This is a genomic window from Pseudarthrobacter sp. CC12 (assembly GCF_039907755.1).
GTDB lineage: Bacteria > Actinomycetota > Actinomycetes > Actinomycetales > Micrococcaceae > Arthrobacter > Arthrobacter niigatensis.
Genome location: NZ_JARDJH010000028.1, coordinates 23,658 through 47,078, shown reverse-complemented (window position 1 = coordinate 47,078; position 23,421 = coordinate 23,658). Strand labels below are relative to the sequence as shown.

Sequence of the window (23,421 nt, the reverse complement as noted above, 5' to 3'; positions counted from 1 at the left end):
TGCAGCAGGGCCCTGACTTCTTCCTGGACGCTCCACAGGTCTTACAGGGCTCTTCGTAGTTCGTGGGGAATTGAGTTCGTGTCGTTGAAGACAAGGGGGCCCGTTGCCCTGTTGGGATGAGCGTGTCTAGCATTCACCCTGAAACAGGACCACGAGCCGTGATCGAGCCTACCGGGGTCGCAGCCGACGCTGCCACCATCCTTTTCAACCTGCCCGACTACCGCATCATTTCCACCAGCATCATTGCGGGCCGGCGGCAGGTGATCGTCGAAACCGACCAGCCAGCGGGGTGCCCGAGCTGCGGCGTAATCGCGTCCAAGCGGAAGGAGCGCCGGCCTTCAGCGGCTTCGTGATTCCGGTTGCCGGGCCGGTGGAAGTGCTCTGGTCCAAGTACCGCTGGTACTGCGAAGAACCGGCGTGCGACCGGTTGTCGTTCTTTGAATCCACGCCGCAGGTGCCGCGCCCTGCCCGGTCCAGGGGCAGGCTGCGGGACCAGCTCGTGGACGCGGTCATCCGCTTAGGCAGGCCGGTGTCGGAAACAGCTGCCGGCTTCGCGGTTTCCGGGTGGATGGTCCGTGCCGCGGTGACCGAGGCCCTGCCTGCTGCAGCTGCCGGACGTGGACAAGCTCAGCCCGCGGATGCTGGGCATCGATGAACACCGGTTCCGCTCCGTTCGTTACTTCCAGGACTCCGCGTCGAAGGTGTGGACCCGCTTCGAGCCGTGGATGACAACCATCGTCGACCTGGACACCGGCCAAGTCCTCGGTGTCGTTGACGGCCGGGATCACAAGGGCGTTGGGGACTGGCTGTTCGCACGGCCGTTGGAGTGGCGGCTGGCGGTGCAGGTCGTCGCGATCGATCCAACGGCGGCGTTTCGCAAAGCGCTGCGGATGTGGCTCCCGCGCACCGCCGTTGCGGTCGATCATTTCCACCTGATCTCGCTGGCCAACCAGGTCATGACCGAGACCCGGCAGAACCTCTCGCAGCAGGTCAAGTGCCGACGCGGACGGGCGATCGACAAGGCGTGGGCGCACCGGATGCTCCTGCTGCGCGGCGGCGACGCCCTCAGTTGCAGAGCCGCCGCCCGGCTCGAGGAAGTCTTCACCCTGGACGATTCGACCGGCACCCTCCAGGCCGTATGGAAAGCCAAGGAACAGCTCCGGACCCTGCTTCGAACAGGCTCACTGGAGGACGCTGCAGCGGCCAAGAAAGTACTCGAGGACCGGGTGAAGGCAGCATGACGCTCATTCCAGCGATCCATTTCCCCACAAACCGCGAAGAGCCTCTGACAGCCTGCCGGTGGCGGTGGCGGCGGCGGCGGCAAAACTTGCCTCAGGTGGCGGCCCGGGCAGCCTGTTCTCAGAGTGTGCCGCTAGCGCGAAGCAGCGGCATCTGTTCGGCCCAGGCCTTGGGAGATGGACCACCTCGGGCAGACTTTTGGTCAGGGCGGCGCGGTCCGTTCACCGGGAGACCGCGGACGCGGCAGAGGTCTCGGAGCCGGCCCGGCTGGAATTAATGACGGCATCAAAGACGTGGCCTTGGAGCCGGACCGCGGAGCGAGAACGACGCGGGATGTGGGCATTCGACAGCGACCCTGCGCTGCCGTCATTCAAGACCTTCGCGGAAATGACCCGGTAGTGGGGCGGATTGAAGATACTGATGGCAGTTTCAGCCACCTCCCCGACAAGCTCAGTCAAGGCTTCCTGTCCTGTTCCTGATTTAATGCTAGACAGACTCAACCCGGCAGAAACACCGGCCACTTCTTTATCTACGACACGTCAGCACGCCACCAACCACTAAGAGCGGCTGCAGGCTCTCGCGGCGTGTTACTTGGGGTTGGGGGGCTAAGAGCTGGGCGGAAAAAACCTCAGACAACCTGCAACTCCGTTCCAGCGTGGGCTCCGCCGCATCGCTATGATGACCCTCATGAAATACAAGCCATACCTCGCGACGGGAGCTTTGGAGACGATTTCCGGCCCAAAGTGTTACCAAAGTGTTTATTCCCAGGACTCAAGGGCCCAAAAACCCTTGAAATTTGTGGAGCTAAGGAGATTCGAACTCCTGACCTCTTCGATGCGAACGAAGCGCTCTACCAACTGAGCTATAGCCCCGGACGAATCCGCGTCCTGCAGGTTTGCTGCCTGCCGGTGCGGAACCGGTGTCCCTAGGCTACAAATTTTCGTAGCCCAACGCCAATTGACGCGCGGGAGCTGGGGCGGCGCCCCGCAACCCTATGCGCGGCGGCGCTGCAGGACGTCGTCGAGGTTGCTGAGGGCGCTTTGGGCTTTGGACAGCTGCTGCGCTTCCGTTGCGGCAGCTGCCTCAACGGCCGGAGCGGAAGTGGCGCCCTGTTTCAGCGAGGGCTTCCCCACTGCCTTTGGTGCTTCCGGGAGCTCCAGCGGCTTCGGTTCGGGACGCTCGGCCTTGGGAGCCTCAACATAGACGGGCTTGGGAACCTCTACGGGCTCCCATGGGGTGTTCAAGGGAACGGCAGGTGCGGACGCGCCTGCGCTGGTGTCGCCGGCCGCTATGGCGACGGCGAGGGCTGCTTCCCGCAGCTCCACAGCGGTCAGTGGCTTGGCCTTCGGCTCTCCTGCCTCGGCGTCGAAAAGCGGGCTGTCACGCCGTGTGGGGGCGCTTTCGGGCTTCGGCGGGATTGCCTCGGCGGTGTCGGGACGGCGCGCCGGGGCGCTCATCGCGGAGCGGAAGGCGGCGTCCACCTTCGCCTTGCGGTCACGGACGGCGAGCCAGCGCAGCAGTGCCACGGACGCAACCGTCAGCAGGGTGCAGGTAAGCGGAAGGGCGGGCGAACCGATGCCGAAAAGAAGAATCACGCCGGAGATGAAGGCGGTGACGAGTGACAGCAGCCCCACGAGAGCCAACGATGTCCGGCCGTAGCGGATGCGGAACGGCGCCGCAGGTGGAGTACTTGCAGTGCCGGCAGCGGATGCGGCGCTCTTCCTGGGTTCCATGGCTTTCTCCTGCTGGGCGGCGACGTTTCGGACCAGGCCGGACTGGGGGTCCGGCCTCTCATCGGCGGGGGCGTCTGCGAGGAAATCGACGGCGGGCTGGAACTTTTGCCGGCGGTTCCGGAGGACGTAGGGGGCAACCCACACAATCCAGAGCGCGACGGCAACCACAAGGATCACTGAGCTGCTAAGGGGGAAGTCCACACTCAAAACCGTATGAGCATCATGCCTGCTCAGGCCGCATTAGCAGCGGTGTGTCGTGTCCGCATAGGCAAACCGTTGGATTTATGACCGGCGCGATGCCAGCCACGGGCCCAGCAGGCCTTCCGGGACCTCTTCCGAGGTGAGCGCAAACGACCTGTGGTCAGCCCATTTGCCGTTGATGTGCAGGAAACGGGGCCGGTAGCCCTCGTCCCTGAACCCCAGCTTCTCCACCACCCGCAGGCTCGGGCCGTTCTCGGGCCGGATGTTGATTTCCATCCGGTGCAGCCCGAGCGCCCGGAAGCAGTGGTCCGTTACCAGCGCCACGGATGTGGGGGCTATCCCGCGCCCGGCCCGGGACTGGTCCACCCAATAGCCCAACGTAGCCATCATCGCCGAACCCCAGACGATCGAAGACACTGTCAACTGGCCCACGATGGCCGGGCTCCGCAGACCCTGCCTCCACTCGGTGATGAGGAAGGGAAGCGCGGTGGCCTGGGCGGCCTGGATATTCAGGGACCGCACCATGTGCCGGTAGTCAGGAAGTCCGCCCTGCGGGTCCGGGTTGGAGGCCTCCCACGGCGCCAGCCACTCGCTGTTCCGGTACCGAACTTCGGTCCACTCTTTTTTGTCGCGGTACCGGATGGGCCGCAGGACCAGGTCGCCGCACTCAAGGGTGACCGGCCAGATGGTTCCAGTGCGCACGGCGCTACCGGGAAAGGCCGGCGGTGAAGCCCGGAAGCCATTCCCGCAGGCCCGGGCCAAGGTCCTCGCTGTCGATGGCCAGCTGGACGCAGGCCTTGAGGTAGCTCAGCTTGTCGCCGGTGTCGTAGCGGCGGCCACGGAACACCACGCCGTACACTCCGTGCCCCTCGCCGTCACCGGTGGCCAGTTCCTGGAGGGCATCGGTCAACTGGATTTCGCCGCCACGGCCGGGCTTCGTGTGCTCGAGGACTTCGAACACGGCGGGGTGCAGGACATAGCGTCCGATCAGTGCAAGGTTGGACGGCGCTTCCTCGGGCGAGGGCTTCTCCACCAACCGGTTGACCCGAACGTAGTCTCCGCCGTCGATCTCCTGGACGTCGGCGCAACCGTAGGCGCTGATCTGGGACGGTTCCACTTCGATGAGGGCGACGACGGACCCTCCGGTTTGGGCCTGCACGTCGATCATGGTGCTGAGGAGTTCGTCGCGGGCGTCGATGAGGTCATCGCCCAGCAGGACAGCGAAGGCTTCATTGCCCACATGCTGCTTTGCCCGGAGCACTGCGTGCCCCAGCCCGTGCGGATCGCCCTGCCGCACGTAGTGGATATCGCCCAGCTGGCTCGCTGCCTGAACGGACGCGAGCTTTTCGGTGTCGCCCTTTTCCCGGAGGGTCGATTCGAGGGATGGCACCCTGTCGAAGTGGTCCTCAAGGGCCCGCTTGTTGCGGCCGGTAATCATCAGCACGTCGCTGAGGCCCACGTGGACGGCTTCCTCCACGACGTACTGGATGGCAGGCTTGTCCACGACGGGAAGCATTTCCTTGGGCATAGCCTTGGTGGCAGGGAGGAACCTGGTGCCCAGGCCCGCTGCGGGAATGACGGCTTTGCGGACTCTGGGATTACTGGTGTTCACCGGACTAATCTAACGTCAGCGTCAAGTATTTCAGTAACTACCGATGCGACGGGCCGGCACCCGGGCTGCAGGCTGCGGACCACGGGGCGACGCAGGGAGGACAACATGCTGCAGAAGTCGAACGCCATCAAGGACGGGATCCGGGCCAGTCATCGCCGCAGGCGGGCAGGCCTCGCGCCGGCCCAGCTTGAAGCAGCGGGCCTGGCTCTGGCCACCCACGGGGACGCGTGGGCCGGATCGGTCACGGAGGGCCGCCCTGGCATTGCGTGCGTCTACCTTGGCGTGGGCCAGGAGCCACCCACCCTGCCGCTGATCAACGCCCTGTACCGCAGCGGGCACAAGGTCCTGCTGCCGGTGTGCGAACCCGCACGGGAGCTGAGCTGGGTTTTCTGGACGCCGGACACCGGCTTCGAACGCAGCAGGTATGCCCCCATTTTGGAGCCTGCGGGGCACCGCCATGGCCCCGAAACCGCGGGCGATGCGTCGGTGCTTTTTATTCCGGCCACAGCGGTGGACCTTGCCGGCAACAGGATTGGCCAAGGCGGCGGTTACTACGACAAATTCCTGGGGCACCTGGCCACGGCCGGGAAGGAAATCCCTTTGTCCGCTGTTATCTACGACGATGAATTACTGCCCGCCGGCAGCATCCCAGCAGAGGAGTTCGACAGGCCCGTTCCGGCCGTTCTTTCGCCCTCCGGGCACCGGCCCCTGTTCGGGGCGGCCTGAGCACACGGCCGGCGGCGCAGTGATAGAATTAGCACTCAGGCCCTGCGACTGCTAATGGTTAACCATGTGGCAGCACGGGACCTCTCGTTTGCCCAAGAGGAGGAGCACCAGTGCCAACATATGCTTACGCCTGCAAGGACTGCGGCCACGCCTTCGACATCGTGCAGTCGTTTTCGGACAGCAGCCTGACATCCTGCCCTGAATGCCAGGGCACGTTGCGCAAGAAGTTCAATAGCGTTGGCGTGGTCTTCAGGGGCTCCGGCTTCTACCGCACGGACTCCCGCGATTCCAAGGGCAGCTCCGTCTCCCCCGCCCCGGCTTCGGCTCCGTCCGCACCCGCTGCCGCCCCCGCCGCGGCGGCACCGGCAGCTGCCGCGAGCTAACGGGCACATTCTTTCGACGGCGGCCGGCGCGTTCCAGCGCCGGCCGCTTTTGTCCACATAGCCGCAGTCCCGGCTCCCGGGCGGTTGCGGCTACAGCTAGCGTGGGCGCATGCCCATATTCCCCCGCCGTGGCCGCACCGGCATCAGGTATCCAACGAACACTGGCGGCGTCGGCCGCAGCCCCGGGAAGCGTCCGCCTGCCGCCCGGCTCGCCGCCTGGCTGAACCGCAACCGCAGGCTTGCCGCTGCCCTGCTGCTGTCAGCAGCCGCCGCTGTCGCCGTCCAGCAGGTCACCCCCGCCCCGCTCTCCACAGCTACTGCGCTGGCCGCTGCCCGCGACCTGGCCGCGGGGACAGCGGTGACCGAAGCGGACGTGGCGCGGGTCCAGGTGCCGCCCGGCATGGTCGCCGATGGCTTCCTCCAGGATGAGGCCGCCGCCAAGGGCAAGCAGCTGGCCGCGCCGATGCGGAAGGGCCAACTTTTGTCCGATGCCCAGCTGGTGGGCCCTGGGCTCCTAGCAGGTACGCCGCCGGGGTCTGCCGCTGTGCCACTGCGAATGGCTGACCCTTCGTCCATCCAACTGGTCTCCCCCGGCCAGCTGGTCAATGTGGTGCTCACATCAGCCAACGGGTTCGACCAGCAGGGTCCCTCCGAAGTATTGGCGTCCGCCGTCCCGGTACTGTGGACCTCCAACAAGGGCGGCCAGAGCGGACAATGGCTGGGTACCTCGGAGACGGATGGCCTCATCGTGGTGGCAGCCACGGCCGAACAATCATCCCGCCTGGCCGGAGCCTCCACCCAAGGCAGGCTGTTCTTTGTTTTGGTCGGCCCGCAGTGACTTGGTGGCGGTCAGCCCCAGTGCGGCGGCTTCTGTTCCTTCAGCCACGCGTCGTGGTCCTCCTCGCGGTCACCCCAGCTGCGGGCATCGTCCTCCGCGGCCTTGGTGGGGAGGACCGCCCCGGTACCACCCGGAGCCGTCCGGGACGTGGGGGTGGGAGCGGCCGGCCCCGCAGGGACTCCGCCATCAGCTGCTGTTTCCGGCTGCTTGTTCACGTTCTCGTCCTGGCGCATCTCTTCCTCGCGGCCGTTTTCCTCAGGCCTGCCGTCTGCAGGCTTCTTTTCCTCAGTCATGGGGTCCGCCTCCTGGCGTCCACCGCCGCCGTCCCGTGCTGCGCCGGAATCCCGGGACAGGTAGGAAGCTCCCGCGGCCGGCGCAGAATCAATTCCATTGAGCGCCTGGTCAACGTCGTCGTCAAGGAACCCCACGGACTGGCTGGCGCGGCCCGGAAGCACCATCTTTTCCAAGCCCAGGTAGCCGGCAATACGGTCCGCGCAGGACGAGGGGTCCGTGAAGACCTCGATGGTCCACAGCGGCATGTACCGCCAGCCGAGGCGTTCCAGCAGTTGCGGGCGCAGCCTGCTGCGCTCACGCACGCTCATGGTGCGGTACTGCGCAGTTCCGTCGGACTCGATCGCTACGGGTCGCGGAATGTCGGAATCATCCTGGCCCATCGTGTTCAAGGGGTCCGCGGCCGCAACCACGTCAATGGCACCGTCGTATTGGTGCCAGACCCTGGCGCCACGGGCACGCAAACGGTCGCCCAGGTCCGCTACCAACGGGTCCGCGCCAAGTGCCTGTTCACTGGCCGCAGCACGGGACGCGGGAGTACCGAGGTCCGTGTTGCCGGCGATTTCCCGGTCCAAAAGCGCGTACAGGTCCACCGCGCCGTGGGTAAGCCGGGTGTGGTCCAGGTCTTCGGGCCGGAAGCAGGTGAGCACGTGCAGGGAACGGCGGGCCCGGGTCATGGCCAGGGCGAACTTCTCCCGGCCGCCTTCAGCGGACAGCGGCCCAAAGTTGTGGAGCGCACGGCCGTGCGGGGTCCGCCCGAATCCGGGCGAGAAGATGACGTGGTCGCGGACCAGGCCCTGGGCGCGTTCCAGGTCCACCACGCGGAAGGACTCCGGGCCGGCGCCGAAGAACCCGGCCAGGCCCGGCTGGTTGGACAGCTGGAGCCTAATGGACTCGCCGATCCTGGCGGCGTGCCGCAGGCTGGCGGTGACGACCGCCAGGGAGGTCCGCGGACGCAGGCGGGCGTGTTCGAACACCAGCTCCACTACCCTGTTGACCTCCGCCACCACGGACTCCACGCCCTCGTGGTCAGCGCTGGGAAGGCCGGTGCCGTCCGGCAGGTATTCCACCAGCAGGGACCGGTCCAAGCCTGTGGCTGACTGGCCTTCGGGCAGACGGCGCAGGCCGCCGTCGTAAAAATTCTTGCTGAGCTGCAGGACCAGGTCCTCGTCCACTGCCCGGTACACCACGTTGAGCCGCCACACCGGCAGCACTGCAGAGAGGGCGGTGAATGCGCTCTCGACGCGGTGATGGGCGGGCTCTCCAGCGGCCAGCCGCTCCACCCCTACCGTGAACGTCCGCGGCGTGGCAATGCGGGGATCGCCGAACGCAATCACCTGCCGTGCCCGGGCAATGGAGGGCAGGACAGCCTGCAGCGAAGTGGCCTCGGCGTCAAGGATGACGACGGCGTCAAAGTGCTGTTCGGCCGGTAGCAGTCCGGTCATCAGGTAGGGGCTGACCGACCACACCGGAACCAGGGTGCCGATCAGCTCCGGTGCCTGGGCAGTCAGGGACGCCAGGGAAACCCTGCCGTCCTTGAGCAGGCTGCGCAGGAGGTCTGCCTGGCGCGGCTGGGCAGAGATGGCTGTGCGCCACCGTTCCGCGAGGTCCCACCGCAACCGGGCGGCGCCGCTGGCAATGTGCGCGTTGTCAGCCAGCCGGTACTCTGCCTCGAGCTGGCGGAGGGCATCGCCGTCGGACATTGCCAGGTAGTCGTCGCCGCTGATCATCGCCTCCAGGGCGGACTGCCACCAGGCCAGCTCCAGCTCCGCGGCGACGGATCGTTCCGGAACTTCCCGTTCGGCGAGGTCGGCGAGAAGTTCACCCAGCCCGTGTTCGCGCATGTTCTCGATGAGGAGCGTGCGTTCGGGCAGGGTCTTGAGCGTGTCGGTGTCCGCTACCAGGCGTTCCAGGCGCTCCATCAGCTGCGTGTAAGGAACGGTGGAAAGTGCCCCGCCGTCCTCCGTGTGCCGCAGTGCCGCGCCCAGCTGTGCCAGCTCCTGGTCAAGGGACCGGTACATGGCAATCATCTCGGCCAGGCCTGAGGGAACAGCGGGATGGCGCTGCGTGGTGGCGTAGGCCGCCCAGAGGGCACGCTGTTCCTGGACCAGCACCAGGGACGAGTGCAGGTCGGCGATGTGGACGCCCGGACGGACGTACTCCTTGGCCACCCGGCGCAGCCTGGAACGCTGCATGGCGGTCAGTTCAATGCCGCGCTCACGCCGCCAGGCGGACGGCGCCGTGGCGGAGATGAGGTCGGTCACCGGCCGGTCGAAGATGTCAGGGGTGAACTTGTCCAGGCTGCCGCGGACGGCCACCAGCAGTTCAAGCTGTTCGCCCCATTCCGCGAAGGATTCGCCCAGACGGATTTCGGCGTGCTCCGCAACGGCGTCCATGCGGTCGCGCAGGGCGGGAAGGCTCTTGGCCACGGAGCGGACCAGGTCCTGGGCTTCCTCGGTTTCCTTGCGGGTCAGCAGCCTGGCGCCGTGCCATGGGCTGGTGGTGGCGGCCTTGCTGAAGCTGCCCAGTTCGGCTGCGCGGCGGAGGCGGCCGGCCAGTTCTTCACGGTCCCGGATGCTGTCCAGGACGCTTCGCTTGAGCCGGACGGTGGTGGCCGGCGCAGGGTGGATGGAGGTGAGTTCGGCAAGCGACTGCATGGCCTGGTAGGGCGAGCAGCCCCACCGCTCGCGGACGTTGTGGAGCGATGCCACGTGGTCCATGAGGGCATGCCGGTGTTCGGTCAGGGTGGTGTGGAGGTTTCCAAGCTGCGGTTCCAACGACTTTTCGTTGCGGACGATTGCCCGGACCAGTTGGCCCTTCAGCTGTTGGGCCGTGACGTTTCCGGTCAGCTGGAACAGGATGGATTCCAGTCCCAGTGACTCCAGGTGGCCGGAGACCTCATTGAGGCTGGCGCGGCGGTCGCCCACCACCAGCACCGTCTTGCCGGCATCCACCAGCGCGCCGATGGTGTTAATGGCGGTCTGGGTCTGGCCCGTTCCCGGCGGGGTGCTGACCACCAGGGAGTCGCCCGCCCGGGCGGCGTCGACCACGTACTGCTGGTCCGTATCGGCGTCCAGCAGCAGCAGTTCGTCTTTGGGGTGCCGGTTGTCCAGGTGCGGGAAGCGGGACGGGTCCGGATCCTCAACGTCTATCACTTCACCGCCGGCAGCGGTGGCCAGGGCGGAGACGATGGGGTTGGAATCGTTGATCCAGGGGTCGTCCAGGTTGCCGGACAGGTCGGCAAAGGTGGACACCAGCAGGTTGTGCTGGGTTTCGACGCCGTGGATGGGCCGGATAAGGGTGGCCAGCCGGTCCAGGACGGGCTGGGGGTCGAACCGGGCGGTGCTGTAGGCCAGGCGGGTCACGGCATTGACGTCGAAAACGATCCCGTGGATGTTTTTCAGGTGCCGGACCAGGGCGGGATTGATCTGGGCCTGTTCGGTGAGTTGCAGTTCGAAGTCATCCTCTCCCGGCCGGACCGTGAGGGAGATGGCGGTCAGCATGACCGGAGCGGAGACGCGCTGGGGTTTGCCGCCGACGGCGGACGTCCACACTACGGTGCCTGCGGACAGGTACCCGGCATCGATGCCGCGGTCGTTGGCGAGTTCGAAGATCTTGGACCGGATGTTGCGCGACGCCCTGGCGGCCACGACATACTGCTGCCGGTCACGAATCAGGGTGGACAGGCGTGTGCGGCGCCCGGCCATGAGCTGGGCGAGGCCTGAGGGGTGCGCCGAAGTGAGGTCGATGGAACCTTCCGGCGTCTTGGTGAAGCGCAGCATCGTGTCCGCGCCGGTGACGGGTTTGAGCCCGGAGAGCCATTTACGAAGCTCTTCGGAGCCTTCCGGGTGGCCTTGACCAACTGACACTTCTGCCTTCTTTTCTGCGTTTGCACGTGACGCCCTGGACCATACCGGCATAGATTCGAGAGTAGCCGCTCCGGCGCCGGACTTGAGAGACCGCAACACTGGGGCACGGGAAATTGCCGGGGAATTCGCTGGGAAAAGGCAGTGGCCGGCCTCCGCTGACGGAGGCCGGCCACTAGGACGCTATTCCCACTCGATGGTTCCCGGCGGCTTGCTGGTAACGTCCAGCACCACCCGGTTGACGCCGTCAACCTCGTTGGTGATCCGGTTGGAGATGCGGGCAAGCAGGTCGTACGGCAGGCGTGACCAGTCGGCGGTCATCGCGTCTTCGGAGGACACCGGACGGAGCACGATGGGGTGGCCGTAGGTGCGGCCGTCGCCCATGACGCCCACGCTGCGGACCTCCGCGAGCAGGACCACGGGCATCTGCCATACTTCGTTGTCCAGCCCGGCTGCGGTCAGTTCGGCGCGGGCGATGGCGTCGGCCTTGCGGAGCAGTTCCAGCCGCTCCTTGGTGATGTCGCCGACGATCCGGATGCCGAGGCCTGGGCCGGGGAACGGCTGGCGGCCGACGATTTCCTGCGGCAGGCCGAGCTGGGCGCCCACGGCACGGACCTCATCTTTGAACAGTGCGCGCAGCGGCTCAACGAGCTCGAACTGCAGGTCATCGGGGAGGCCGCCCACATTGTGGTGGCTCTTGATGTTGGCTGCACCTTCGCCGCCGCCGGATTCGACGACGTCCGGGTAAAGCGTGCCCTGGACCAGGAACTTGATCTTCTCGCCGTGGGCTGCGGCCTCGGCGATGATGGCCAGTTCTGCTTCTTCGAAGGCGCGGATGAACTCCCGGCCAATGATCTTGCGCTTGGTCTCGGGATCGCTGACGCCGGCCAGCGCGGACAGGAAGCGCTCCTGTTCGTTGGCCACGTACAGCTTCACGCCGGTGGCGGCCACGAAGTCGCGCTCCACCTGTTCGGCTTCGCCTTCGCGCAGGAGGCCGTGGTCCACGAACACGCAAGTGAGCTGGTCGCCCACAGCGCGCTGGACCAGTGCTGCCGCCACGGCGGAATCGACGCCGCCGGAGAGGCCGCAAATGACACGGGCATCCCCGATCTGCCGGCGGATGCGCTCCACCTGTTCTTCGAGGATGTTGCCGGTGGTCCAGTTGGGTTCGATCTTGGCGCAGTTGAACAGGAAGTTCTCGAGCACCTGCTGGCCGTAGGCGGAGTGCTTGACCTCAGGGTGCCACTGCACACCGAAGAGGCCCTTTTCCTCGTTGGCGAAAGCGGCCACTTCCGCGCCCGCCGTCGTGGCCAGGACTTCGAAGCCTTCCGGCGCCCGGTGGACGGAGTCGCCGTGGCTCATCCAGGTCTTCTGGTGCTGGGGCATGCCCTCCAGCACGGAGCGCCCCTCGCCCAGGATGGTGGTTTCCGTGGATCCGTACTCCCGCAGCCCGGTCTTGTCCACCTTGCCGCCCAGGGCGTTGGCCATGGCCTGGAAGCCATAGCAGATGCCAAAGACGGGAACACCCGCTTCGAAGAGGTCGGCACCCACGCTGGGGGCGCCGTCGGCATAGACGCTGGAAGGTCCGCCGGAAAGGATGATGGCGGCGGGATTCTTGGCCAGGAGCTGCTCGGTGGACCAGGTATGCGGAACCACTTCCGAATACACGTTCGCTTCCCTGACGCGGCGGGCAATCAGCTGCGCGTACTGGGCACCGTAATCAACAACCAGCACCGGCTTCTGGGAAGTCTGGGATGCAGTGGGAGTAGTCACCGTAATAGCCTACTTTGCGCCCTTGCACCGGCGCACCTTGAGAGGCCCGGCTGTGACGGAGCAGACGTCCGACGGCGGGTGGCCGGCGCGCGCGAGGCACGTTTCAGTAGCGCTGCGGTGCCTGCGGGTTGGCGGCCAGCTCGGCCTCCACCTCGGCGTGGAACTTCTTTTCGACGATGAAGGACAGGAACGGCACCACACCGCCCAGTGCCAGCAGGACAAGTTTCAGGAACGGCCAGCGCATCAGGGACCAGAGCCGGAAGTTCGAGATCAGGTACACAACGTACATCCAGCCGTGGACGATCAGCACGGTGACGGAGACGTTCATGCCGTTGAGCACCCCCGCCGGTTCGGCGTCGGCAAACCCGAAGCCGAACGGCTGCCCGGTCACCGCGTTGGTCCCCCCGGCGAACAGGTACTGCCCGAAGCCGTAGCGTGCCACCAGTTCCGCACACAGCAGCAGGAGCATGGTGCCGGTGAGGTAGGCCATGACCTTGTAGAACTTCAGGGCCGACCGGATCTGGGCCTCGGTACCGCCGAAACGGCGTTTCTTCCCGGAGCTCTTGCCGGAGGCCTGCGATGAGGGGGTGGCCGGTTTCGGATCAATCATGGCTGTACCTTCTGCTGGTGCTGGTCAGGCTGCTGGTGCTGTTTGGCCTGCTGTGGAAGCTGGTGCTGTTCGTCGTGCCCGTCATCGTCGGCGTCGTCAAGGGCCTCCTCGAGGTCCCGGTGGTAGTCATCCTTGACCAGGCGCCACCAGATGAAAAGCGCGAAGCCGGCGAAGACAACCCACTCGATGGAGTAGAAGAGGTTGAGCCAGTTGATGTGCTGGGCGGGCGGCTGGGGTCCGATGTCCAATGGAAGGAGGTTCCCTGGCACCGCGGAGGCACTCACATCCTGGCCGCCCACCACCTCTGCGGTGGCGGAGACGAAGCCGGGATAGCTGCTCACCTCCCAGTAGTTGATGAGTTCCGCCACGGAGACGGCGGAGGCCTCCCCCGCTTTGGGCGCTTTCCCGGCCACCGGCGCTTCGGACGGCAGCAGCCGCCCGGTCAGTTCAACAAGTCCCGACGGCGGTGCTGCCGCGTCCCCGGGTTCCGCGACCCACCCGCGTGCCACCGGGATCCAGGTCTGCGGTGAGGCGCCTGCGCCGGCCAGGGCCGGGGCATCTTTGACGGCGAAGGCTGAAACGACCCAGTAGCCGGTCTTTCCGTCGTGGAGCCTGCCGGGAACCAGGACCTGCTTGTCCGGGCTGTACGTCCCCTGCGCGGTGACCATTTGGTCGGCAACGCTGCCGTGGAAGAATTCACCCGGCTGCAGGGTGGTGGTGAGTGGCTGTACCTGTTCAGTGGCGGGGTTGACCGGAACCTCGGGCTGGGTGGAGCGGCCGAACTGCCACTGGCTCAGCAGCACGAAGACCCCGGAGAGAGCGATCGCGAAGATAAAGCCTGCGATCCATCGGGGCTTAAGGGCTGTTTTCCACACGTCTTAACCGTACTTCGTACTTCTGTAGAACAACTAAACGCCAAGGGGCGTCCGGGCTCGGAGGCGGGACCGGGGATGCGCCTAGTGGTCGAAGAACACCAGGCTGGAGTTGATGAGCTCGGCGATTACTTCTGCGTCGTAGGCACGCCGAAGCGACTCGCGGAATGACTCCTTGGAGAGTGACCGGGCCAGGGTGGCCAGGACTTCCAGATGGTCGGAGAACGAGCTGGCCGGGGTGGCGATCAGCAGGATGACCGTGGCGGGGCCGTCGGCGGCTCCGAAATCCAGCGCGTGGCCGTACTTGGCAATGCCGACGGCGATGGAGGTTTGCGATACGAACTCGCTGCGGGCATGCGGCAGCCCGATGCCGCCCGGGAGCCCCGTAGCCAGCTGATGCTCCCGGGCGTTGACGTTCTTCAGGAACCCGTCAAGGTCCGAGATCCGCCCGGCGGCGTAGAGCCGCTCTGCCAGTTGGTTGGTGGCGTCGGTCTTGTCCTTCGCCTCCATTTCCAGGATCACCATGTCGGCGGTGGTCAGGTGGGCGTCATACGGGTCCAGTGGTTCCGCCAAGGCGTATCCCTTCGGTCAGCAGTGGGGCGAACGGCCCCTCAACGCAAGGGCACGATGTCTTCCGCGCCCAGGCGGGCGGCGTCTGCGGATTCGTCGTCCGGCTGTTGCTGGCTAAGGCGTTCGGCCTCCACGCGGGCAAGGTAGTGGCGGACTTCGTTTTCACGCTGCGTGTCACTCCAGCCGAGGACGTCACCCATCAGTTTAGCGACAACGGGAGCGGCCGACACTCCGCGGTCCCAGGATTCGATGGAGATCCTGGTGCGGCGGGTGAGGACGTCCTGGACATGGCGGGCACCTTCATGGCTTGCGGCGTAGACCGCCTCTGCCTGCAAGTAATCGTCGGCGCCGGGGAGTGGCTCCGCCAGCTCCGGGTTCTGCTCAATAATGGCCAGGACCTCAGGCGTCATGGAGCCGTACCGGTTGAGCAGGTGCTCGATCCGCGCCACGTGGACACCGGATTCCTCTGCGGTGCGGTTCCGGCGGTTCCAGGCCGCCCGGAAACCGCTGGCACCCAGCAACGGGATGGTCTCGGTGCAGCTCGGCGGGACCCGCTCATCCATGGTGCGGGTGGCCTCGTCGACGGCATCCTTGGCCATGACCCGGTAAGTGGTCCATTTTCCACCGGCAACCACCACCAGCCCGGGGACGGGGTGCGCCACGACGTGTTCGCGGGAGAGCTTGGCGGTGGAGTCGTTTTCGCCGGCCAGCAGTGGCCGCAGCCCCGCGTAGACTCCTTCGACGTCTTCCCTGGTCAGGGGCCGTTTCAGCACCTGGTTGACGTGTTCCAGGACGTAGTCGATGTCCTTGCTGGAAGCGGCAGGGTGGGCCTTGTCCAGGTGCCAGTCCGTGTCGGTGGTGCCGATGATCCAGTGCCGTCCCCACGGGATGACGAACAGGACCGATTTCTCGGTGCGCAGGATCAGGCCAACCGTGGACTGGAAGCGGTCGCGGGGCACCACAAGGTGGATGCCCTTGGAGGCGCGGACCTTCAGCTGGCCGCGGTCGGTGACCATGGCCTGGGTTTCGTCGGTCCATACGCCGGTGGCATTGATGACCTGTTTGGCGCGGATGCTGAACTGGCTCCCGTCTTCGCGGTTTTCCACCTTGGCACCGACCACCCGCTCGCCTTCGCGGAGGAAGTCCACCACTTTCATCTGGTTCACGGCATGGGCGCCGTAGTAGGCAGCAGTGCGGACCAGGTTGGCGCAGTATTTGGCGTCGTCCACCTGCCCGTCGTAGTACCGGATGGACCCCACGAAGGCGTCGTCCTTCAGGCTGGGCGCGGCGCGCAGGGTGCCCCGCCTGCTCAGGTGCTTGTGGAACGGGACGCCGCGGCTGTGCCCACTGGAGATGGACATGGCGTCATAGAGGGCGATGCCGGCACCAACATAGGGCCGCTCGATGAAGGGTTTGGTCAGCGGATACAGGAACGGCACCGGCCGGGCCAGGTGGGGGGCAATCTCGGAGAGGAGCAGCCCGCGTTCCTGCAGGGCCTCCTTGACCAGGGCAAAGTCCAGCATTTCCAGGTAGCGCAAGCCACCATGGATAAGTTTTGAAGACCGGGATGACGTCCCCGCAGCCCAGTCGCTTGCCTCGACGATGCCGACGCTCAACCCCCGGGTCACGGCGTCAAGGGCGGCTCCCGTGCCGACGATGCCGCCGCCCACAATCAGGATGTCGAGTTCCTGGCCGGGTTCCGTGGTGGCGCGCAGCCGCTGGATGGATGCTTCCCTGGCTTCGGGGCCAAGGACCCCGCCGTTTGCAGGAACACTCTTCATTGAACGCCTCCAGTGCCTCTCGTGCCGGTAGTAAACCCACACTACTTGCTCGTGGCGTGCTTGGGCAGGGCGGGCCAGCGCCCGCCCTGCCGCGGAGCGTTAGTTGCCGGCGTAAGGCGACACCACGACGTCGACCCGCTGGAATTCCTTCAGGTCGGAATATCCGGTGGTGGCCATGGAGCGCCGCAGGGCGCCAATGAGGTTGGACGTGCCGTTGGTGTGGTGGCCGGGCCCAAAGAGGACCTCCTGCAGGGGGCCGACGGTGCCCACGTTGGCGCGGTCTCCGCGGGGCAGTTCGGTGTGGTGCGCTTCCTGGCCCCAGTGCCATCCCTTACCCGGCGCTTCTTCTGCCCGGGCCAAGGCACTGCCCAGCATGACGGCGTCGGCGCCCATGGCGATTGCCTTGACGATGTCGCCCGAGGTGCCCATCCCGCCGTCGGCAATGACGTGGACGTAGCGGCCGCCGGACTCGTCCATGTAGTCGCGGCGGGCGGCTGCGACGTCGGAGATGGCGGAGGCCATGGGCGAGTGGATGCCCAGGGCGCGGCGGGTGGTGGTGGTGGCGCCGCCGCCGAAGCCGACCAGGACGCCTGCGGCGCCGGTGCGCATGAGGTGCAGCGCCGGGGTGTAACCTGCTGCGCCGCCCACGATCACCGGGACGTCGAGTTCGTAGATGAACTGTTTGAGGTTCAGCGGCTCGTGGTCCTTGGAGACGTGCTCGGCGGACACGGTGGTGCCGCGGATGACGAAGATATCGACGCCGGCCGCCAGGACGGTCTTGTAGTGTTCCTGGGTGCGCTGCGGGGTCAGGGACCCGGCAACGGTGACGCCGGCTTCGCGGATTTCAGCCAGGCGGGAGGTGATGAGCTCCGGCTGGATGGGGGCCTGGTAAAGCTCCTGCATGCGCCCGGTCACGGCGGGGCTGTTGGTTTCGTCCTCCAGCGCCGCAATTTCGTCCAGGACCGACTGCGGATCCTCGTACCGGGTCCAGAGGCCTTCCAGGTCCAGCACGCCAAGGCCGCCCAGCTTGCCGAGGGCGATTGCGGTGGCCGGGGACATGGCCGAGTCCATCGGCGCGGCGATCACCGGCATCTCGAACTGATAGGCGTCGATCTGCCAGGAGACGGAGACGTCCTTGGGGTCGCGGGTGCGACGGTTGGGGACGATTGCAATGTCATCCAGGGAGTAGGCACGACGCCCACGCTTGCCACGGCCGATCTCGATCTCATAAGTCACTGCTCTAGGTTATCCCAGCGGCTTCGGTGAACTGGCCCGGCTGTGTCCGTCCGGGTAGCGCTGCCGGTTGGAGCGTTGCCATCGACGGCGGACCCGTCCTGGCCTCCCATTAGAGTGGCGTGATGGGCGCACGCTGGATTTTCGACGGGCACATCGCCGGGATTGGCACTGCCTCCGGGCTGCGCGCCGTCGTGGGCATCTGGCAGGACTCCCCCTTTGGTTCATTTGCCGATGTCATGGTGCAGCAGCCTTCGGGGCACCGGATGCTGCTGGCTCCCTCACCCGAAGTGGCCAGCTTCATATCGGCCACATACAGCTTTGACGAGGTACAGGTCGGGGAGGTTCACGCCTCGCTCGCCGGACAGGTGTTAACGGTCGACGCCGGCCCGCTGGCCATCCGGGCTGCCACCGGACCGCGTACCCTTCTGGGAACAGCGCTGCGGGCAGTGCCCCGGCGCCTTGCGGTCCATCCCCGGTGGCTCGCCGCGGTCAATCCGCTCGCCGCCCTCGCCGCACCCGGCGCCCGCACGTACGGCACTGCCGGCAGCGGCAGGGCTGAGTTCTACGGGGTGACTGACCTGCACCACGTGACCTCCGCCGTCGTCAGCTGGGAAGGATCCGACGCCGGGGCGCTGGCTCCCATCCGGCCCGCCGTCACGTTCGGCTTCAGCAGCGTGCCGCCGCGGCCAAGCCTTGCCCGCGTCCGAACCACAGTTGTGGAGGCATGACGGGCAGCCGCGTCAGACTTCTTCAGGTTCATCGACCGTCAGCTGCGATTCAAACATCCTGAAGTAGCGGCCGCGCAGGGCAACCAACTCCTTGTGCGTGCCCTCCTCCACCACTTCCCCGTCCTCCAGCATGTACACGACGTCCGCCTTCTCGATGGTGGCGAGCCGGTGGCTGATAGCGATGATGGTGCTGCTGCGGTCCGCAAAGAGCCGGGTGAAGATGCGGTGCTCGGCGAGGGCGTCGATGGCGGAGGTGGGCTCGTCCATCACCATGAAGGACGCGTCCCGGTAGAAGTTCCTGGCCATGGCAAGGCGCTGCCACTGGCCTCCCGAAAGGCCACTCCCCTTCCGCCCCCGTGGATCCTCCATCCAGTTGCTGACGTGGTTGTCCAGGCCGTTGGGCAGCCTGTTGATGAATTCCAGGGCCTCCGCGTCCGAGGCCGCCCTGCGGATGCGTTCATCATCCCGGGCCGAGTCGACGTCCCCGAAGTAGATGTTCTCGGCCGCCGTGGCGAACTCATACTTGAGGAACTCCTGGCTGAGCACGGCCAAGTGCCGGTGCCAGGAGGTGACGTCGACGGCGGCGAGGTCCACGCCGTCGAGCAGGACCTGGCCTGAGTCAGGCCGGTAGAGCCCGGCGAGGATGCGGATCAGCGTCGACTTCCCGGCCCCGTTCTCACCCACGATGGCGATGTGCTGGCCCCGCCGGATAGTGAGGCTGATGCCCCGGATGACTTCGATGTCGCTTCCGGTGTAGGTGAAGCGGATGTCCTTCAGCTCAATTTCCCGCGGGGCTTCCAGCAGCGGCGGGGCATGCTCAGAGTGCACGGGCATCGCCATGAACAGCTCGTAGTCCTTCAGGTTCGCGAGGTCTTCGTCAATGGAGCTGAGCGAGGACACCAGGTTATTGGCCGTGGACAATGCACGGCTGACGATCTGCTGTACGTAGAGGAACTGGCCCACCGGGGCTGCGCGGGCAATGATCTGCCCCACCACCCAAATCAAGGACACCACCTCGGCACCGTACTGCAGGGCGTCCGCAGCCAACTGCCTGGGAATGTACCGGCGCTGGTAGTCCAGCCGGCGACGCTCGTCCGCATCACGAAGGCGCGAGCGAAGGTCCATGAGGAAACTGACGATGCCGTAAAGCCGCATTTCGGCAATGTGCTGCGGCCGGAGGAGGTTGGTCTCGATCATGCGGCGCTGGCGGCGTGAATCAACCTGCGTGTTCCAGTGCGCGATCTGCTCCCTGGACAGCTTGAACTGCAGGTACACGCTGGGGACGATGGCCACCAGGACGATGACGGCGATCCACCAGCTGACCAGCAGCAGGGCGCCGATGGCCAGGATGACTGAGATCAACTGGGTGAAGATTGCTGCGATGCGGTCCAGGACGCGCGCATACGAATCCGAAAACCGTTTGGCACGGTCGTAGAGGTCCACTGTCTCCTTGTCGTCGTACCGCCAGAACTCGAGGGCAAGGAAGCGTTCGTACATCTGGTCACCGACGATGGCCCCCACCTTGAAGCTCATCAACTGCTGGATATACCGGTCGATGCTGTTGAAGGCGCCCCAGAAGAGACCCAGCGCGGCAGTGACGACGACGTAGACGATCGCAAGGCGCCCCGCCGCGGCGTCGCCCGCGTAGGCTGCCGCCAAAGCCGTGGTGGTGAGGGACGCGAAGTAGGTGGTGACCAGCGGCAGCACGGCCGAAATCAGCGAGCCAAGCACTTTCATGACCACCGCGCCCGGGGAGGCGCGGAAACTCACCCGGAGAACCTGGGCCACGGCCTTGGCATAGGGACGCAGCGCCAGCCGCTTTTGCGGGTCGCGTTTAGGGGCCAGTTCCGCCGGATGGCGCGGTTGGGACATGGAATCAGCCTAGCGCCGGACTGGACATGAAAAACGGCCGCTAGCCAGCGAGACGCAGCACGAGTGCTTCCTCCAGAATACTTCTTTGCCCTGGCAGGCTTCCTGGTGGCCAGTGGGTTGGTTCTGCCTCCTGCTGGTCGGGTTTGTAGAAGCGCCCGGTGGGTGAGGTCCAGCCCGGTGGGTCCTTGCTCGTGGCCGGGCCGGGGGTCCATTGGCTGTGGTGTTTGAGCCGATGGTGCTTGCGGCAGAGCTGGGCCAGGTTGCTGACGTTGGTGGTGCCGCCGTGTTGCCAGGCGGTGAGGTGGTCTGTTTCGTTGTCGGGGGTCCTGTTGGTGCAGCCGGGGAACGTGCACTGGGCATCGCGCAGCCTGATCCAGCGTTTGATGGGCCCGGTGAGCCGGTAGTTTTTGCGGCCGATTTCCAGGGGTGCACCGTCCCGCGGGTCGACCAGGACCCGGTAGAACGACTCCGCCCCACCGGCGACGAGTTTCCGTGCCATCGATGCCGGGATTGGGCCGAAGCCGTCCAGCACTGCGGGTTCGTGGTGAGGCCGAGGAGCGAGAACACGGGCACGGTGACCAGCACGTCGGCCCGCGGGGTGGGAACTTCAGCAACGTCGGTGGCGGTTTCAGCCCCCAGCAACAGGGATGCGGCGATGTCGGGGCGGAGTTGGGTGAGCGTGCGGGGTTCGTTGGGGCCTTGGAGGCCGCGGGCGGTGGGTGGTCCGGTTCCAGATGGCGCACGCGGTATCGCCGGGAAGGTAGAGGGAGACCCAGGCCATGCCGTCCCGGTCCGGGGTGTACTCCATCCGCCGGTCCGCCACCCCCTTCGCATGGCGCTTTTGGATCGACTCCGGGTGGTGGCGTTCCCGCCAGGCCCGGATCTTGGCCCGGAACCGGGACGGAACCAGTTCACCGGGCGCGGCACCCCGGGCCGGATCGGGTGCGTCGGGGTCGAAGAAATGCGCCACCAGCCCGGCCGCCCCGACAGCGTCAAGGCTCTCGGTTTCGTCCGCGACGACGCGGGCGTGCTGCCACGACATCACGCCCGCGGCCAAGGCGTTCATGACCAGCGGCAGGGAACAGACCCGCCGGGACTGCTCCACCAGCGCCCCGGCACCGGCGGAACTAACCGTCAAGACCGCGGCGATCTCCTCCACCACCTACATCTGCGCGTAGGTACGGTCCTGGACCGAGGCGTCCGGCGGGGTCATCGCCTCCTGGAACCCGACGGCGTCGGCCGCGTCCCGTGCCTTCACTGCTGCAAGCTGCGCCTCCAACCGGGCAACGAGCTCCAGCCGCTCCAGCCGGATCTCATAGCGCCGCTGCAACACATCCACACCGGCACCAACACTGGCACCGACCGCCAGGGAAGCGTCCTCCCGCTCCAGCGCATCCAGGGCAGCAACAGAGGCACGAACACCCTCCAACGCCACCGCAACACCACCGCCGATTCCCATACCCACATCATCCAACGGGGGTCCGACATTCAAGGACGAGAAGGGCTCTGCGGAGGAAGAGGAGAGGAGGCAAGGTCAAAAACCTTGCCTCCTCTATTCAGTCCTGTGTCTAGCGCGAGCCGTAGTTCGGCGCCTCGACGGTCATCTGGATATCGTGCGGGTGCGATTCCTTCAGCCCGGCGGAGGTGATCCGTACGAATTTGCCCCGGACCTTCAGCTCGGGGACAGTGGGTGCACCGGTGTAGAACATGGTCTGGCGCAGGCCGCCCACCAGCTGGTACGCCACGGAGGACAGCGGGCCACGGTACGCCACGCGGCCTTCGATGCCTTCAGGGATCAACTTGTCGTCACCGGAGACGTCAGCCTGGAAGTAGCGGTCCTTGGAGTAGGACGTGTTCTTGCCGCGCGACTGCATGGCGCCCAGGGAACCCATTCCACGGTAGGACTTGAACTGCTTGCCGTTGACGAAGATCAGGTCGCCAGGGGACTCGTCGCAGCCTGCCAGGAGCGAGCCCAGCATCACGGTGTCGGCTCCGGCCACCAGGGCTTTGCCGATGTCGCCGGAGTATTGCAGGCCGCCGTCGGCGATCAGCGGAACGCCGGCCGGAATGGCAGCCTTGGCGGATTCGTAGATGGCTGTGATCTGGGGGACGCCGACACCGGCCACGACGCGGGTGGTGCAGATGGACCCGGGACCAACGCCCACCTTGATGCCGTCGGCACCGGCGTCGATCAGGGCCTGGGCGCCTTCGCGGGTGGCGGCCTGGCCGCCGATGATGTCCACGTGGGCGGCGACGGGGTCGGACTTCAGCCTGCGGATCATGTCCAGGACACCCTGGGAGTGGCCGTTGGCGGTATCCACGAACAGGGCGTCGACGCCGGCGTCCACCAGGGTCATGGCGCGCTCCCAGCCGTCGCCGAAGAAGCCGATCGCGGCACCCACGCGGAGGCGGCCCTCATCGTCCTTGGTGGCAAGGGGGTACTGCTCGGCCTTGGTGAAGTCCTTGGTGGTGATCAGGCCCTTGAGCCGGCCCTGCTCGTCCACGAGCGGGAGCTTCTCGATCTTGTTGGTAGCCAGCTTGTGCGAGGCTTCCTCGCGGCTGATGCCTACATGCCCGGTGACCAGGGGCATCTTGGTCATGACGTCGCTGACCAGCCGCAGCGGGAAATCGGACTCCGGCACAAAGCGGGTGTCGCGGTTGGTGACGATGCCCAGCAGCCGGTTGTCCTCATCCACCACGGGAAGGCCGGACACGCGGTAGTGGGCGCAGAGATCATCGAGCTCGCGCAGCGTTGCCTCGGGCCGGATGGTCAGCGGGTTGGTGATCATCCCGGACTCGCTCCGCTTCACCCGGTCAACCTGGTCCGCCTGGTCGGCGATGGACAGGTTGCGGTGCACCACGCCCAGGCCGCCCTGACGGGCCATGGCGATGGCCATCCGGGATTCCGTCACGGTGTCCATGGCGGCGGAGAGCAGCGGGGTCTGGACCGTGATCCGCTTGGAAATCCGCGAGGACGTGTCGGCCTCGGACGGAATGACGTCCGTGTGCCCCGGCAGGAGCAGGACGTCGTCGTAGGTCAGGCCGATAAAGCCAAAGGGATTGTGTTCGGGCTCGGTCATGAGTGCGCCT

Annotated in this window: 22 protein-coding genes and 1 tRNA gene; 6 read left to right on the top strand and 17 right to left on the bottom strand. The window is 66.2% G+C overall.

Annotated elements, in window-relative coordinates; genetic code table 11:
- The first annotated feature begins 158 nt into the window (after nucleotides 1-158).
- Together PV772_RS17105 and PV772_RS17100 are read left to right on the top strand one after the other, a co-directional pair.
- Nucleotides 159-353 (top strand): hypothetical protein, encoded by a 195-nt coding sequence (locus PV772_RS17105; protein ID WP_347886913.1) that lies wholly within the window; start codon nucleotides 159-161, stop codon nucleotides 351-353.
- A gap of 264 nt (nucleotides 354-617) precedes the next feature.
- Complete coding sequence (locus PV772_RS17100) at nucleotides 618-1,241, top strand: transposase (RefSeq protein ID WP_347886912.1); 624 nt, start codon at nucleotides 618-620, stop codon at nucleotides 1,239-1,241.
- Nucleotides 1,242-1,460: 219 nt separating this feature from the next.
- Here the strand turns inward: PV772_RS17100 and PV772_RS17095 are convergent, their stop codons facing one another.
- The 5 genes from PV772_RS17095 to galU all read right to left on the bottom strand — a co-directional run bounded on the left by PV772_RS17095 (nucleotide 1,461) and on the right by galU (nucleotide 4,785).
- Complete coding sequence (locus PV772_RS17095; protein WP_347886911.1) at nucleotides 1,461-1,697, bottom strand: hypothetical protein; 237 nt, start codon at nucleotides 1,695-1,697, stop codon at nucleotides 1,461-1,463.
- A gap of 341 nt (nucleotides 1,698-2,038) precedes the next feature.
- Nucleotides 2,039-2,111: transfer RNA gene (locus PV772_RS17090), tRNA-Ala, on the bottom strand.
- 120 nt (nucleotides 2,112-2,231) lie between these two features.
- The gene (locus PV772_RS17085) at nucleotides 2,232-3,173 is read right to left on the bottom strand and encodes a hypothetical protein (RefSeq protein ID WP_246857256.1); all 942 of its coding nucleotides are present in this window, start codon (nucleotides 3,171-3,173) and stop codon (nucleotides 2,232-2,234) included.
- An 81-nt stretch (nucleotides 3,174-3,254) separates the two neighbouring features.
- A complete protein-coding gene (locus PV772_RS17080) occupies nucleotides 3,255-3,875 on the bottom strand; it encodes a GNAT family protein (RefSeq protein WP_141159849.1) in 621 nt (206 codons plus the stop codon).
- 4 nt (nucleotides 3,876-3,879) lie between these two features.
- On the bottom strand, nucleotides 3,880-4,785 hold the full coding sequence (galU, locus tag PV772_RS17075; protein WP_141182071.1) for a UTP--glucose-1-phosphate uridylyltransferase GalU: 906 nt from the start codon (nucleotides 4,783-4,785) through the stop codon (nucleotides 3,880-3,882).
- Between the two features lie 105 nt (nucleotides 4,786-4,890).
- Here galU and PV772_RS17070 point away from each other — a divergent pair, with 105 nt between their 5' ends.
- The 3 genes from PV772_RS17070 (at nucleotide 4,891) to PV772_RS17060 (ending at nucleotide 6,732) form a co-directional block, all read left to right on the top strand.
- On the top strand, nucleotides 4,891-5,511 hold the full coding sequence (locus tag PV772_RS17070) for a 5-formyltetrahydrofolate cyclo-ligase (protein ID WP_347886910.1): 621 nt from the start codon (nucleotides 4,891-4,893) through the stop codon (nucleotides 5,509-5,511).
- A 110-nt stretch (nucleotides 5,512-5,621) separates the two neighbouring features.
- Complete coding sequence (locus PV772_RS17065) at nucleotides 5,622-5,894, top strand: FmdB family zinc ribbon protein (RefSeq protein WP_347886909.1); 273 nt, start codon at nucleotides 5,622-5,624, stop codon at nucleotides 5,892-5,894.
- Nucleotides 5,895-6,003: 109 nt separating this feature from the next.
- Complete coding sequence (locus PV772_RS17060; RefSeq protein ID WP_347886908.1) at nucleotides 6,004-6,732, top strand: RcpC/CpaB family pilus assembly protein; 729 nt, start codon at nucleotides 6,004-6,006, stop codon at nucleotides 6,730-6,732.
- Nucleotides 6,733-6,743: 11 nt separating this feature from the next.
- On the opposite strand, the gene PV772_RS17055 is transcribed toward PV772_RS17060, so the two are convergent.
- The 7 genes from PV772_RS17055 to PV772_RS17025 form a co-directional block, all read right to left on the bottom strand.
- Complete coding sequence (locus tag PV772_RS17055; RefSeq protein ID WP_347886907.1) at nucleotides 6,744-10,943, bottom strand: DUF4011 domain-containing protein; 4,200 nt, start codon at nucleotides 10,941-10,943, stop codon at nucleotides 6,744-6,746.
- A gap of 129 nt (nucleotides 10,944-11,072) precedes the next feature.
- The gene (gene guaA / locus PV772_RS17050) at nucleotides 11,073-12,662 is read right to left on the bottom strand and encodes a glutamine-hydrolyzing GMP synthase (RefSeq protein WP_347886906.1); all 1,590 of its coding nucleotides are present in this window, start codon (nucleotides 12,660-12,662) and stop codon (nucleotides 11,073-11,075) included.
- Nucleotides 12,663-12,765: 103 nt separating this feature from the next.
- A complete protein-coding gene (locus PV772_RS17045; RefSeq protein WP_141159842.1) occupies nucleotides 12,766-13,272 on the bottom strand; it encodes a DUF3817 domain-containing protein in 507 nt (168 codons plus the stop codon).
- Nucleotides 13,269-14,147, bottom strand: a complete 879-nt coding sequence (locus PV772_RS17040; protein WP_141159841.1) for an SURF1 family protein — start codon at nucleotides 14,145-14,147, stop codon at nucleotides 13,269-13,271. The genes PV772_RS17045 and PV772_RS17040 overlap by 4 nt, the downstream gene beginning before the upstream one ends.
- Before the next feature lie 81 nt (nucleotides 14,148-14,228).
- Nucleotides 14,229-14,717 (bottom strand): PTS sugar transporter subunit IIA, encoded by a 489-nt coding sequence (locus tag PV772_RS17035; RefSeq protein ID WP_141159840.1) that lies wholly within the window; start codon nucleotides 14,715-14,717, stop codon nucleotides 14,229-14,231.
- Nucleotides 14,718-14,755: 38 nt separating this feature from the next.
- Nucleotides 14,756-16,495, bottom strand: coding sequence for a glycerol-3-phosphate dehydrogenase/oxidase (locus tag PV772_RS17030; RefSeq protein WP_141182076.1), 1,740 nt, complete (start codon nucleotides 16,493-16,495; stop codon nucleotides 14,756-14,758).
- A gap of 99 nt (nucleotides 16,496-16,594) precedes the next feature.
- A complete protein-coding gene (locus PV772_RS17025) occupies nucleotides 16,595-17,731 on the bottom strand; it encodes a GuaB3 family IMP dehydrogenase-related protein (protein ID WP_141159838.1) in 1,137 nt (378 codons plus the stop codon).
- A gap of 122 nt (nucleotides 17,732-17,853) precedes the next feature.
- Between PV772_RS17025 and PV772_RS17020 the strand changes: the two genes are divergently transcribed.
- Nucleotides 17,854-18,459 (top strand): hypothetical protein, encoded by a 606-nt coding sequence (locus PV772_RS17020; RefSeq protein WP_347886905.1) that lies wholly within the window; start codon nucleotides 17,854-17,856, stop codon nucleotides 18,457-18,459.
- 12 nt (nucleotides 18,460-18,471) lie between these two features.
- On the opposite strand, the gene PV772_RS17015 is transcribed toward PV772_RS17020, so the two are convergent.
- The 5 genes from PV772_RS17015 to guaB form a co-directional block, all read right to left on the bottom strand.
- On the bottom strand, nucleotides 18,472-20,331 hold the full coding sequence (locus PV772_RS17015; RefSeq protein ID WP_347886904.1) for an ABC transporter ATP-binding protein: 1,860 nt from the start codon (nucleotides 20,329-20,331) through the stop codon (nucleotides 18,472-18,474).
- Between the two features lie 40 nt (nucleotides 20,332-20,371).
- Nucleotides 20,372-20,830, bottom strand: coding sequence for an HNH endonuclease signature motif containing protein (locus tag PV772_RS17010; protein ID WP_347886903.1), 459 nt, complete (start codon nucleotides 20,828-20,830; stop codon nucleotides 20,372-20,374).
- Nucleotides 20,831-20,959: 129 nt separating this feature from the next.
- On the bottom strand, nucleotides 20,960-21,469 hold the full coding sequence (locus PV772_RS17005; protein WP_347886902.1) for a DUF222 domain-containing protein: 510 nt from the start codon (nucleotides 21,467-21,469) through the stop codon (nucleotides 20,960-20,962).
- 24 nt (nucleotides 21,470-21,493) lie between these two features.
- A complete protein-coding gene (locus PV772_RS17000) occupies nucleotides 21,494-21,790 on the bottom strand; it encodes a hypothetical protein (RefSeq protein ID WP_347886901.1) in 297 nt (98 codons plus the stop codon).
- A gap of 109 nt (nucleotides 21,791-21,899) precedes the next feature.
- Nucleotides 21,900-23,411: an IMP dehydrogenase gene (gene guaB / locus PV772_RS16995; protein WP_141159834.1), complete on the bottom strand. Its 1,512-nt coding sequence runs from the start codon at nucleotides 23,409-23,411 to the stop codon at nucleotides 21,900-21,902.
- Nucleotides 23,412-23,421 lie beyond the last annotated feature (10 nt).

Excerpts from the sequence above, each read along its gene's own strand:
- PV772_RS17070 (WP_347886910.1), top strand. The coding sequence starts at position 4,891 with ATGCTGCAGAAGTCGAACGCCATCAAGGACGGGATCCGGGCCAGTCAT.
- PV772_RS17060 (WP_347886908.1), top strand. The coding sequence starts at position 6,004 with ATGCCCATATTCCCCCGCCGTGGCCGCACCGGCATCAGGTATCCAACG.
- PV772_RS17055 (WP_347886907.1), bottom strand. The coding sequence starts at position 10,943 with ATGCCGGTATGGTCCAGGGCGTCACGTGCAAACGCAGAAAAGAAGGCA.
- PV772_RS17045 (WP_141159842.1), bottom strand. The coding sequence starts at position 13,272 with ATGATTGATCCGAAACCGGCCACCCCCTCATCGCAGGCCTCCGGCAAG.
- PV772_RS17030 (WP_141182076.1), bottom strand. The coding sequence starts at position 16,495 with ATGAAGAGTGTTCCTGCAAACGGCGGGGTCCTTGGCCCCGAAGCCAGG.
- PV772_RS17020 (WP_347886905.1), top strand. The coding sequence starts at position 17,854 with ATGGGCGCACGCTGGATTTTCGACGGGCACATCGCCGGGATTGGCACT.
- PV772_RS17015 (WP_347886904.1), bottom strand. The coding sequence starts at position 20,331 with ATGTCCCAACCGCGCCATCCGGCGGAACTGGCCCCTAAACGCGACCCG.
- PV772_RS17010 (WP_347886903.1), bottom strand. The coding sequence starts at position 20,830 with ATGGCACGGAAACTCGTCGCCGGTGGGGCGGAGTCGTTCTACCGGGTC.
- PV772_RS17000 (WP_347886901.1), bottom strand. The coding sequence starts at position 21,790 with ATGGGAATCGGCGGTGGTGTTGCGGTGGCGTTGGAGGGTGTTCGTGCC.
- guaB (WP_141159834.1), bottom strand. The coding sequence starts at position 23,411 with ATGACCGAGCCCGAACACAATCCCTTTGGCTTTATCGGCCTGACCTAC.